At 52.2% G+C, this 12838-nt stretch carries 11 protein-coding genes; 9 read left to right on the forward strand and 2 right to left on the reverse strand.

Features of this window, described 5'->3' with window-relative positions; translation table 11 throughout:
- Positions 1 to 2 precede the first annotated feature (2 nt).
- The 8 genes from EKM83_RS08505 (at position 3) to EKM83_RS08540 (ending at position 10444) form a co-directional block, all read left to right on the forward strand.
- Positions 3 to 1814: an FtsX-like permease family protein gene (locus EKM83_RS08505; protein WP_125576430.1), complete on the forward strand. Its 1812-nt coding sequence runs from the start codon at positions 3 to 5 to the stop codon at positions 1812 to 1814.
- Between the two features lie 36 nt (positions 1815 to 1850).
- Positions 1851 to 2222 (forward strand): GntR family transcriptional regulator, encoded by a 372-nt coding sequence (locus EKM83_RS08510; protein ID WP_125576432.1) that lies wholly within the window; start codon positions 1851 to 1853, stop codon positions 2220 to 2222.
- 184 nt (positions 2223 to 2406) lie between these two features.
- Positions 2407 to 2811, forward strand: a complete 405-nt coding sequence (locus EKM83_RS08515; RefSeq protein WP_125576434.1) for an iron-sulfur cluster biosynthesis family protein — start codon at positions 2407 to 2409, stop codon at positions 2809 to 2811.
- Between the two features lie 245 nt (positions 2812 to 3056).
- Positions 3057 to 4418 carry a collagen binding domain-containing protein gene (locus tag EKM83_RS08520; protein WP_125576436.1) on the forward strand — a complete coding sequence of 454 codons (1362 nt, stop codon included), beginning with the start codon at positions 3057 to 3059 and terminating at the stop codon, positions 4416 to 4418.
- Between the two features lie 242 nt (positions 4419 to 4660).
- Entirely contained in the window at positions 4661 to 4906 is a 246-nt protein-coding gene (locus EKM83_RS08525; RefSeq protein ID WP_263853782.1) for a type II toxin-antitoxin system RelB/DinJ family antitoxin, read from the forward strand.
- 1130 nt (positions 4907 to 6036) lie between these two features.
- A complete protein-coding gene (locus tag EKM83_RS08530; RefSeq protein ID WP_125576440.1) occupies positions 6037 to 7830 on the forward strand; it encodes a heavy metal translocating P-type ATPase in 1794 nt (597 codons plus the stop codon).
- 341 nt (positions 7831 to 8171) lie between these two features.
- On the forward strand, positions 8172 to 9707 hold the full coding sequence (locus EKM83_RS08535) for a multicopper oxidase family protein (protein WP_125576443.1): 1536 nt from the start codon (positions 8172 to 8174) through the stop codon (positions 9705 to 9707).
- Between the two features lie 200 nt (positions 9708 to 9907).
- On the forward strand, positions 9908 to 10444 hold the full coding sequence (locus EKM83_RS08540) for a hypothetical protein (RefSeq protein WP_125576445.1): 537 nt from the start codon (positions 9908 to 9910) through the stop codon (positions 10442 to 10444).
- Between the two features lie 125 nt (positions 10445 to 10569).
- Here the strand turns inward: EKM83_RS08540 and EKM83_RS08545 are convergent, their stop codons facing one another.
- Complete coding sequence (locus tag EKM83_RS08545; RefSeq protein ID WP_125576447.1) at positions 10570 to 10908, reverse strand: ArsR/SmtB family transcription factor; 339 nt, start codon at positions 10906 to 10908, stop codon at positions 10570 to 10572.
- A 71-nt stretch (positions 10909 to 10979) separates the two neighbouring features.
- Between EKM83_RS08545 and EKM83_RS08550 the strand changes: the two genes are divergently transcribed.
- Complete coding sequence (locus EKM83_RS08550; RefSeq protein ID WP_125576449.1) at positions 10980 to 11582, forward strand: cadmium resistance transporter; 603 nt, start codon at positions 10980 to 10982, stop codon at positions 11580 to 11582.
- A 221-nt stretch (positions 11583 to 11803) separates the two neighbouring features.
- Here the strand turns inward: EKM83_RS08550 and EKM83_RS08555 are convergent, their stop codons facing one another.
- Positions 11804 to 12835 (reverse strand): YeiH family protein, encoded by a 1032-nt coding sequence (locus tag EKM83_RS08555; RefSeq protein WP_125576451.1) that lies wholly within the window; start codon positions 12833 to 12835, stop codon positions 11804 to 11806.
- Between the last annotated feature and the right edge of the window lie 3 nt (positions 12836 to 12838).

The raw sequence follows: 12838 nt of genomic DNA on the forward strand, positions 1-12838 counted from the left end.
AGATGTTAGGAAAATTAGCTTTGGCCGGGATCAAGAACCGGCGGCGAGACTATTTGGTCTTGCTGGCGGGTCTGACCATGTCGGCCGCTATCTTTTACATGTTTGCCAATCTGGCGACCAATCGGGCCTTCCTGAACGCCAACGCCGTGGTCTCCTCGGCCAGTGTCATCTTTGGCTTTGGGGCCGTGCTGTTGATTTTGATCACGGTGGTCTACATCATGTACGCCAATAGTTTTCTGCTCAGCATGCGGCAGCACGATTACGGGCTGTTCATGATGCTAGGGGCCACGCGCAAACGGGTTGGGGAATTGGTCTTCTTGGAAACACTGATCTTAGGGACCATTGCCACGGCCATCGGGGTAGTACTCGGACTGTTGTTGAGCAAATTTCTCGTCGGCTTCTTGTTAAATGCACTGGGGCTGCACCTCAAGCACCTGACCGCGTTTTATTTACCGGCCATCGTGGCGACGGTGGTGCTGTACGTGGGGCTGTTCATCCTGGCCTCGCTGTTCAATCTGGTTCGGTTGACGCGGACCACCGTTTTGAAATTACTCCACAGCGACGAACTGGCTAACCAGCCTAAAGTCAATCCGGTCTGGCAACTGATTCAAGGTGTCTTGGGGATTGGCTTACTAGCGCTGGGTTACTGGGCCATGGCGGCCATTAACGACCTGCAAATGGCGGCGATTCCGCTGGCCTTGGTCACGATTACCATCGGGACGTATTTGTTATTCCGGGCAACGATTTTGACCATCATTCGGGCGTTACGTCACACCAGTTGGGCAAAAAAACGGTTGAATGGCTTTTTGTTAGGCCAGTTGAATTTCCGGGTCCATAACTATACGCGGATGTTGACGATTGTGTCCTTGCTGTTTGCCATGGCACTAGGGGCCATCACGGTGGGGTCTGGCTACCACCGGCAGTTGCCGCTCATGGCGCAACGCACCGGGACCTATTCAGTGGCGGTCCACGACCCGAATGCCCACGAACAAAAGCTGCTTGACCGACTAGACAGTGCCTACACGGCGACCTACACGCAAAAGCGCCAGGGCAAAACGGTCTACTACAATGCCGCTGAGCTGAAACGTCAACCAGTCGAGCAGCGCGCCTATACCAAGACCGGGACGGCTAAACACGTGTCGCGACAATCCTTTAAGGCCTTTCAAAAATCAGGCATCAAGGACCTCGATTTCTTAAGCCTGGCTCTGACGAAGGCTGGCAGTCCGTACGCACCGAAGATTCTGTCCGCCGCGCAATTCAAGCAACAAGCGGGCCAAACAATCACGGTCACGACGGTGCGGGTCAAGAACTTGGCCCAAGATCTGGGAACATTGAAGCGCCTGAATCAATTGGAAATGGCGCGCTTTAGCCATCCTGCTGAAATGACGGTCGGCAATTACCAGAGTTACACGCTGATGCTGGGAATGTTTGGCGGCCTTGAGTTCATCGGCTACTTCCTGGGTATCGCCTTTCTGGCCATGTTGGCGTCCTGTCTGATGTTTAAAATTCTATCGGGTGCGCCTGGCGACCAACGCCGGTACCGCATGCTGTACAAGGTGGGGGTCCGCTACCACCTGATGCGCCACGGAATTGCAAAAGAAATCGGGATTTTATTCCTAATTCCTGGTATCATGGGGATAATCGATGTTTTGTTCGGTCTACAAATGTTTAAGCCGCTGATGCCGGCACCGATGAGTCCGTATCAAGGAATTGGGCTGACTTTCCTGATCTTTGTCGGGTTGTATGCCATTTACTATCTCATCACGCTGGCTCTGTATTGGCGGATCGTGTTGCCTAAGACCACGGACGCGTAATCGACAAGACAAGTTTACAAAGAATGTGGGAAAAATATGAATTTTAATTTTGATAGTCCGGAACCGATTTACCTGCAGGTGGCCGAACAAGTGGAAGAAGCCATCTTCACCGGGATTTACCGGGCAGGCGAACAGGTACCGTCGACGACAGAGATGTCCAAAGAATTTCATATTAATCCAGCCACGGTGCTCAAAGGGATGAACCGGTTGGTCACGGCCGGCATGCTGGAGAAACGCCGGGGGCTGGGGATGTTCGTCACGGCGGATGCGGAAAAGATGATTCGGGACAAACGCCGATCAGAATTTTCACAACGCTACGTGGCGGGCTTTACCAGTGAGGCCAAGAAGCTCAACTTGTCAGAAGATGAGCTGATCGCCTTGGTCAAGCAGAGTTACGAAGCGAAGTAAACAGTTGGTGCACAAGGGCTGAGGGGATTCCCTCAAGCCCTTTTTGTCAGGTTAGGGGAGGAACGATTTGGTCGCCGGTACTTTCTTTTTGTAAGCTAATCAGTTTACTTTTCAGCGGGAATGCGTTATAAATAGTTGTGTACAATTGAGTAGCAATGAACGGCAAAGAAAGAGGGACTTGATTATGGAAATCACAATTAAAGATGCAGCAAAGGCTTATTTAGACCAAAACGTCCAACCGGATACGGTGCTTTTGCTGACGCTGGATGATGGCTCAAATCAGTACTCCACATTGGGTGGGAGCTGTGCCATCGGCGACAAATTCCAGTTTGTGGCCCTGACGCAACAAGACCCGAAGTACAATATTCCGGTGACCAACAACGCCGGCTTGAACCTGTGGACCAACGCGGATACGGAGCTGTACTTGAACAACGGTTTGATCTTGGACCGGGTCTTCAACCAGTTATCCTTGCGCGATGACACGGGAATCTTGGACAGTGCGGTCGGGATGATTGAATACACCGCCGAAGAAAAGTCCAAGCTAGATTTGAAGAAAGAAATGCAAACGTTAGGCACACGGATCTGCTAGTGTGTTGATGGGCGCTTCTGGGGATGACCTGGGGGCGTCCTTTTTTGTTGGCTACAGCTTGTTGTTGAGCCGGCTACCTAGGTATGGCGGACGTGGAAATGGTCGGCACGTACCCCAATTTCACACTGAAACGGATAAAATCGTTAACTGCCTAACTTATTTAAAAACTTAGGCGACACCGGTTGTCAAGGGGGTGCTCGGGCGCGTATACTCAAATTACGTAAATGTTACGGGAGGGGATTTTTTTGAGCAAAAATAGTAAAGTTTGGCGACTACTGATTGGACTGTTTAGTTTAGTGTTTGTTTTGGTTGTGAGTCAGGCGGCGACACCGGCTAAAGCGGCCACCAATCACAATGGGGCTGATTTTACCACTTCTGCCAGCGTCACCAACGGGCCGGACTTCAAGCACGTTGACACGATTGATATTCAGTACAACTTGGACTTCGGCAGTACGCCAATTCACGATGGCGACACCATCACTTTGGATTTTCCAGCCAACTTGCGGGGGAAGACGCCAGGGGATACGTTTGACGTGATCGACCAAGATGGCACGGTCATTGGCAAGGCGGTCGTTTCCGATACGGGCGTGGTCATCACGATGAATAACGCGCTGGAGGGTAAGACCAATGACAAATTGACATTGAATCTGGCCACGAAATATCGCGGCGACGATTACGGCGAGCAAAATGTCGTGTTCCCCTTGGAAAATGGCGGCAGTAGTACCTCGACCATCAACCTGGTCAAGGATGAAGCCAACCTGTCCAAGAAGGGCGTTATCCAGGACAACGGGACCATCAAGTGGACGATTCTGGTGAACCGCCAGGAAGTTGATTTGGAGAACTTAACCGTCAGCGATACCATTGGCGACCACCAAGAGCTGATCGAAGGCATCACCGTTAGCAATGCGCATTGGACCAGCAAGACCCAGTACCAACGCGAAAAGCCAGCGCTGAAAGAAGATACTGACTACAAGGTTACATACAACGGCACGACCGGGTTTGATGTGAAGTTCAACGACACCGTCTCCAATCTGGTTGCCATTGATTACTACACCAAGATTACGGACGAAACGTTGACGCACTCCGGTTATAAATTTAGAAATAAAGCCGTCATGAGCTGGGGCGGTGGCACCGGTGATGGCAAGTACTCTGAACAGGCCAACGGGAGCGTTTCCTCCTCTACCGGGAATAGTGGTTCCGGTGGTGGCGACGTGAACGAGACCAACGAAGAGGAAGAAGACGAAGACACCGGGACCATCGATGTCGATGGCGGTACCGAAACGGACGAGGAAGAAGCCGCCCGTGAAGAGGAAGAAGCTAAGGACGAGGCCGCTAAGGAAGCTGACAAGAACGCCAGTCAGAACCAGGCAGCCAAGGAAAAAGCTGCCGCTAAAAAGGCTGCGGCAAAGAAAGCCGCTGCAGCTAAGGCAGCCGCCAAGGCCCAACACGTCGCACCAGCCACAGCGACACAAACGGCTGGCACCACGACCACACGGAACACCAAGCTCCCACAGACACGCGAAGCCGACAACACGGTAGCTAGTCTGATGGGCGTCACGGCCTTATTGGTCACGCTCGGCGGTGCTTGGATTCGGCGCCGGTTTTAAAGGATTTACAAGTAAATGAAGTAGGCTAGTCAGTGAACTGGGCGGGAAACCGCTTGGTCACTGACTTTTTTGGTGCTTAGTCGAGTGAGTGTGATTAAGCATTAGTGAGAGCAAGTGACCTAAATGCTATTGCCGGGTTAATTGCTTTCTTTGTGTGACTAAAGGTGATAAAAATAGTCACCAAAAGGTGCAAAATGGAGATGAAATATCATAATGAAAAATTCTGAAAAACGCATATTACTATTCGTATGGATCTCAATCGAAAGTATGCAGCTGAAAAAGTCGCTAATAATTTAGGCATTGATTTGACTGCTGCTGTGAATTTATTTATCTCACAAATGATTAAAGAAAACGGCTTACCGTTTAAGCCGACTAATGAGCCATTAGAAAGTGGACTTCAGCGGGCTTTAGAGGACGTTAAAAATGGGGATACGACTAAATATACGCTCGATGAGTTTATTGAACATGTTAAAAATCTAGGTGAATGATTTAATGATTAAAAATGTTCGAACGACTAAAGAGTTTGACCGTAGCTTAAAGAAACTCCGAAAAAAGCACTATGAGATGTTGCGAATCGCGCAAGCCGTTTTTTCATATTGCGCATGGCGACCAAGATACCTTAATCCGTAAGTACAAGTGGCACAAGCTCAAAGGTGATAAGGCGGGAATTAATGAAATTACGATTCTTTTGTTAGATACGGGATCACATGATTCAGTCTTTAAGCGTGTATGAGTTGAAGATGGTGAGCTTTTACTTACTGATGGCCAATCGTTTTAGCCAAATGGGTTTGCAAGCTTGAGGGTACAGTTGTTAAAGAACATTATCTGAAGGTTGAAAGTTGAATTAATGTCTTGGCTCCCGAAGCGACAGCGTTTTGTCCACCAGAACTAGTGAAACCCGAGCCTGCGTCAGCCAGGGTTCCGCCTGCTCTGGGGAACACCTCCAGCCTGAGGAGCGGTCTTTCGGTTTGCTTTGGAGCCTTGCCAAAACCGCAAGTCTCCAAAGTCGTCCCACGCTGTAGGCTGAGAAAATACCTCAGCCAACACCGTCGACACAGCTGGCTCCACCCTGGCTGCCTCCGGCAAGTTGGCGCTTATCAGTAAGATGGTGTTAGTTAAAGACTAGTTGTTAAATCAACCGCTAACTGGGGCTAAGTCAACCATTACTAGTCCGCACACTTGTAGCCGGGAGTCCGCCAAATATGGGTTCAGCCGTGGGAGTTTACTTAGCGGTATGATTCTCACCGCTTAGCAAACTGGCGTCTTTGAGACGTGGGCCATCGGCTCAAAGCGAGGCCGAGACCGTCCCTCAGGCTCGGTCCGGTCCGCCCACCGCGTTCCAACCCATAGTTGGCGGATGGTAGGCGGCCAGCTCAAACTACGAAGCTGTAAACGAATAATTCTTACGCCATGAGTCGCGTGGTGACAATGCTTCTAGCTGATTTTCATCTTTCAACCTTCAGACATTATATGATTAGGTCTAAGGAACGGAGCTGTAGCTGGGCGCGGTTCCTTTTTTCATCCCGCCACAGGTACGACTAAGCCGCAAAATGTGGCAAAAATCACAAGCTCTGCTATACTCGACTTAGAAGAAAAACTTACCCGGGGAGGGGATTTTATGCAACAACTGCGTGAGTATAAACGATTCTGGTTCGTCATTGTTTTAGGGGCCATGGCGTTGGTGCTCCAGTTTGGTGCGCACCGAGCGGGAATTGCGCAGCTACTGATTACCGGACTGGGGATTTTGTTGGCGTTGTTGATGTTCATCGATATGGTCAAGACGTTGCGGTCTGGTAAATTTGGGGTCGATTTGTTAGCGATTACCGCGGTGATTGCCACGTTAGCGGTCAGTGAATATTGGGCCGCCTTGATTGTCTTACTCATGCTGACCGGGGGAGATGCGTTGGAAGACTTTGCCGCCCGCCGTGCCAACAGTGAGTTACAGGAACTGCTCAATAATTCACCACAGTCGGCGCACAAGGTGACCGGAGACACGATTGCCGACGTCGCCATTCATACGGTCGAAGTGGGCGACCGGCTATTGGTCAAGCCCGGTGAAGTCATGCCCGTCGATGGGACGTTGGCGACGGGGCCGACCACGGTCAACGAATCCTCACTGACGGGGGAAGCGCGGCCAATCGATAAGCAAGCCGGTGATACCGTGATGTCCGGGAGTGTGAACGGCGAGGCGTCCGTTTACCTGATGGCTGATCAGACGGCCGACAACAGTCAGTACCAAAACATCGTGCGGCTGGTCAAACAAGCCGAGGAGCAACCGGCCAAGTTCGTACGAATGGCCGACCGGTATGCCGTTCCGTTCACGCTGTTGGCCTACGTGATTGCCGGCATCGCTTGGTACGTATCGGGCGACCCCGTGCGGTTTGCGGAAGTTCTGGTCGTGGCCTCACCGTGCCCATTGATTTTAGCGGCGCCCATCGCGCTGATTTCGGGGATGAGCCGGGCCAGTCGGAACGGGATTATCGTCAAGACCGGGACCACGCTGGAAAAGCTCGCGCAGGTCAAGACGTTTGCCTTTGACAAAACCGGGACCATCACCCAGGGTAAATTAGTGGTCGACCAGGTCGTGCCGACCACCGCAGTCACGCCGGAGACGCTCCTACAGCTGGCGGCCAGTGCGGAACAGCACTCGGGCCACGTGTTGGCGCAATCGTTGGTCGCAGCGACGACGGCACCATTACTGCCGGCGACCGACGTCAAAGAGACCACGGCGCAAGGGGTCCAAGCTACTATCAAAGGCCAGGTCATCCGGGCGGGGAAGGCCGAGTTCGTGACGGATCAAGCGGTGACCAAGCCGGACCAAACGGCGGTCTACGTTTCCGCCGCGGGCATTTACCAAGGCTACGTCAGCTTCAGTGACCAAGTTCGTCCCGAAGCCGCAGCCACCATGACGGCGCTGCACCGCTTGGGTGTGGACAACCTGTTGATGATTTCCGGTGACCGGCAGCCGATTGCCCAACAGATTGCCGGGGAGGTCGGTATCGACCAAATTCATGCCGAGTGTTTGCCGGCCGACAAGATTCAGGTGCTGGCCCAACTGCCGACCACGCAACGGCCAGTCGCCATGGTCGGGGATGGCATCAATGACGCGCCATCGCTAGCTACGGCCGATGTCGGCATTGCCATGGGGGCGCACGGGGCCACGGCGGCCAGTGAATCGGCGGATGCGGTGGTCTTGAAAGACGACCTGACCCGCGTCAGCGCCGCCAGAAGCATCGCGCACGATACCATGCGGGTCGCTCGTCAAGCCGTGATGATCGGTATCGTCATCTGTACGGTGTTGATGCTGATCGCCAGCTTCGGCGTGATTCCGGCCATCATCGGCGCGGTGTTCCAAGAAGTCGTCGACACCGTCACCATCCTCTACGCCCTGCGTGCCCGGACCGACCGGTAGAAGGGTTGTCCCTACTCTTACTAACGAAATTCGCGGGCGATTTGTAACCCCTTAATTTGGCGTGTTGTGGTGGGGATGTCCGATTAACCTTGATATGACAGGAAAGGTGCGGCGAAAATTTTTTCTAGTTTTTCGTAAAAATTCCGCCAGATGATGCAGGCAAGCCGCCGATGTCGCGGGCAGAAATGGGTGAAGTGACTGCTGTCAAAAAAGCCTACCGTAGCTGAGAGTTCACGCAACGGTAGGCAGATGGTCTAGACTAACCCTTTTTCTCCCCTCGTGAATGCGGTATCATGGAGGCGGAGACATTTGCTTTAATCGATCGAAGAGGAGCCTGAAAAATGACAAAATCAATTCACACTGATTATTTCTTTGATGAAGCGGCATATAACACTCACGATGGGGGCTATGTACCACTGGAGGAACCCAAGACGCCACAACAGCCCTTGCGGATTCCACCACTACTGAAGCCGGACAAGGAAACGGCGACGGACACCTACTACACGGTTGAAGCCCAAGCCGGCGAGACACAACTGTTACCAGGCAAGAAGACCAAGACTTGGGGCTACAATGGCTCATTGTTAGGCCAGACGGTCGTTTTCAAGCGCGGTAAGACCATGCATATTGATTTGAAAAATAGTTTACCCGAACTGACCACGTTCCACTGGCACGGGTTAAACGTTCCCGGGCCTTACACGGACGGTGGTTGCCACGCCCCCGTTTATCCCGGGAAGACGCGGCACATTGATTTCAAGGTCGACCAACCGGCCGCAACGTTGTGGTTGCACGCGCATCCGTGCCCATCAACGGCGGAACAAGTTTGGCACGGCCTGGCTGGCTTAGCGCTGGTCACCGATGATGTCGAAGCCAAATTGCCATTTCCACGCAATTATGGGGTCGACGACATTCCGTTGGTCTTGCAAGACCGGCGTTTCCACGAAGATAACCAGTGGGATTACGAAGCCGATTACGATCCGGACGGGGTCCAAGGACCCACGCCAATGATCAACGGGACCATCAATCCGTACTTTGACGTCACCACGCAACGGGTCCGGCTACGGATCTTGGACGGTGCCAATCGGCGTGAATGGCGGCTACACTTTAGTGATGACCTGCCATTTACCCAAGTGGCTTCCGACGGCGGTGTGATGCCGGAACCGGTCGAATTTACCCACTTGATGTTGACCTGTGCGGAACGGGCCGAGGTCATCGTGGACTTTGGCAAGGTCACGCCAGGCCACACGGTCACCCTGTACAGCGACGATGTGCCGCTGGTCCGTTTCCGGGTCCACGATTTTGAGGCGGACGACGTAACGTTGCCTGACCACCTGGTTGACATCCCGAATCCTGATGTGACACCGAACACGCCGGTGCGCAAGGTCGTCATGTCCGGGATGGATGAACAAGTGATGATCGACGGGAAGAAATTTGAAATGCAACGGATCGACGCCCGCCAAAAGGTTGGTAACGTTGAACTCTGGGACATTACCAACACCAATGACATGGACGGCGGCATGGTCCACCCATTCCACATGCACGGGACGCAATTCTTAGTGCTGTCGCGGAACGGCCACGAACCTTACGCCAACGAACACGGTTTGAAGGATACGGTCGGCGTCAACCCTGGCGAAACGGTCCGCATCAAGGTTTGGTTCGAGCACACCGGGGTCTACATGTACCATTGCCACATCATTGAACATGAAGATGGTGGGATGATGGCGCAGATTGAGGCCTACGACCCAGACCACCCACAAACGTACAAGTTGATGGACATGGACACGTTGATGAACGCCGTCGCTGAAGAGCGGGGCATTGACGTGAAGGACTTGAAGCTCCCTGGGATGAGCTCCTACGAAAAGATGGGGATGAAGATGTAGGTCACGTGGCTTGACGGTTCATCGGCGGGCGATTCACGTTTGACTACATGCTGAACAGCTAAATAACGAACAGAAGGCTCGTCAGTACGGTTTTGCCGATACTGATGAGCCTTTTTTGGGTTGCACCGATATTGCGATGAGGTAATGTTTGATGTATAACATAGTTGGTACATAAAACAATTTTTATGGAGGAGATTCTTATGCGGTTGAAGCGCCATGGTGGGATCGTACTTATGGTTTTGTCTCTTTTGGTAGGCGTCGGGGTAGCTACGAATGCCAATCAGTCTGTAGCACATGCCAAAGCTAAACGGACGTTGAAAGTTTACCCTAAGCGGATTCGAGGAACGTGGTACAGCTATCAGTATCACAAGATGTATCGTTACAAAATTACTGTCAAGAAGATGGTGGGGACTGACTTCAAAAATCAGTTGCACTCCCGGAAAGTTAATTACGTTATCAAAAATAATGTCAAAATGAAGCATCCCAACTGGGTAGTTGCCAGCATTTTTAAGCTGTCTAACAATGAGCGGTGGGTCAACGTCATGGGCTGGTATCAAACTGCTGGCGATGGCAGTTCCTATTGGAAAAAGACCCACAAACTGGGTGGCCATAAGCGAGCGGTACTGACAATGGCTGGCGGTGCCGGCTTTTGGACCTACGCCCATGGCTATCACAGTAAACATTTAGCCAAGAAGTATGCGAACCATTACTTTAAGGGTGAGCGACGTCAACCATAGAAATTACCTAATTGTAATAGCGAAAGCCAAAACAATGTACGACTTGGGTTACTAGATAATCAAAGAAAAAATGGCATCACAGTCCTGAATAAATCGGGTGTGGTGCCGTTTTTTATTGCTGAAGATTATTCGCCGTGCTTCTTCCCGCGTAAGACGTGATCCACGTGGGCCAAGGTCTCGTTGACGATGTCCAAGATGTGGGGATCGTCCAGTTGATAGAAATTTTGCTTGCCCGCGCGCCGGGAGGTTACCAGCTGCTCTTTCTTGAGCAGGGCCAGTTGGTGGGAGACCACGGACTGTTCGACATCAAGCAGGGTGCTCAGTTCACTTACGTTGAGTTCGCGCTGTTCCAGTAAATATAAAATTTGGAGTCGCGTCGTATTGCTCAATAATTTAAAAATATCCTGCGACGCGACTAACGCAGGTTCTTGGATTAAGGTGACTGCTTCGGGGGTATCCGACATGAAAAAGCTTGCTCCTTTCATATGAACATGATAACATATGTTATAGATAACATGTATGAGGGGATGACATCATGATAAAAACGATTCTAACCGGGGTTACAGCGTACATTTCCACTGGATTAGACTACTTAATTATTTTAATGGTAATCTTCGCCCGCGTAAAGCACCAGGATCGCTGGTTGGTCTTGATTGGTGACTTTCTGGGGACCATTGTGCTGGTCGGGAGCTCGTTACTGATTGCCTTTTTCTTGGGCTTCGTGCCGGCACCGTGGCTGTTGGGCTTTTTGGGGCTGATTCCGATTTATTTGGGGATCAAATTGTGGGTCCAGGGGGATGACGATGATACGGACGCCATTGCGGCCAAGGTTGCTAATCCTAAGCGCCTGATCGGGCAGGTGGCACTGATTACCATGGCAACCTGTGGGGCCGATAACGTGGGGATTTACGTGCCCATCTTTACCACGGTAGCGCCCAACACGATTCCACTGATTCTCCTAACGTTTGCCGTGATGGTGGTCATTTTCTGGGAAATTGGCTATCGCCTGGCCTGCCTGCCCAAGGTGGCCGACATTTTAGAGCGCGAGGGGCGCTACATCACAGTGGCGGTGTACATCTTGATTGGGCTGTACATCATGTATGATAGCGGGACGTTCCAACATTTGTTGCAGCTGTAGGTGTTAGGCCGAGACTGCCTCTCAGACTCGGTGCCCATAGCGTTCCAATGATAGGCTCACACTAGGATGTTGTAAATGACTAATTTTAACGTGAGAAATCAATCGCGTGGTGACAATGGTTTTAGCTGATTTTTATCTCTCAACCGTTAGTACAGGCCAATAAAATAGGCTACCGACCCAGGATTGACCCAGTCGGCAGCCTATTTTGGTGCATTTAAATTTTAGAAGAAGAACTTGCTAGCCAACGTCACACCCGTCAGTAATACGACGGAGGACAGCGTAGCGGCCAGAAAGGCGTTGCCGCCGCGTTGGAAGATAACGCGGAAGTTCACACTCATCCCCAGGGCAGCCATGGCCATCCCCAAGAAGATGTAGGCCAACTTGACCAGCCCGGCTAACGTAGCGTCACCTAGGGGCAACCAGGTACCGATGATGCTGGTCAGTAAGAACCCAGCCATGAACCAAGGAATCGGCAACTTAGCAGGACCAGTCGTCGTGGTCGTGCTAGCCGTTTGCTTTTGGTACCACCAGCCAATAATCAAGGCGGCCGGTGCCAGCAACAGGACCCGGGACAACTTGGTGATGATGGCGGTGTCTAGACTGACTGGACCGCCGGCGCTCCCGGCAGCCACGGCATGGGCGATTTCGTGCAGTGAGCCCCCAGTCATGACGCCAAATTGGACGGCCGTCAAATGTAACAGGGGTTTCAGGCCGATTTCAATCAGGGTGAAGACCGTCCCGAGAATGGCGACGATGGCGACGGCCAGGACTTCGTTTTCCCGTTGCCGTTCGGCCTTGTCAGCACTGACCTTGATTTGCGGTGACACGCCCATGACGGCGGCGGCCCCACAGATGCTGGTCCCAGTAGCGGTCAAGATGGCCAGTTCGCGGTCGACGCCCAGCTTGCGGCTGAGGTTGTAGGTCAACAGGACCATCCCCGTGACCACCACGGCGGCCAGCGTAATCGTCTTGACCCCGGCTTGGGCCAGTTGAATCAAGTTAAGCTTGAAGCCTAATAAAATAATGCCTAATCGTAAGAATTTATTGCTGATGAAGCCGATGCCGGCGCGGTTGGCGTTGACCGCGCGGGGGGCCAATTGTAAGGCCATTCCTAATAATAAGGCGATGACCAAGGCCCCTACTAAGTTCAAATAAGGCAGTTGGGCCAGTTCACTACCAGCCACCGCGCAGACCAGTGTCAGGCCAGCGGCCCCCCAGAAGCTACGGGTCGCCATCGTGGTTCGAATATCCATTGT

This window comes from Levilactobacillus angrenensis (assembly GCF_003946085.1).
Classification (GTDB): domain Bacteria; phylum Bacillota; class Bacilli; order Lactobacillales; family Lactobacillaceae; genus Levilactobacillus; species Levilactobacillus angrenensis.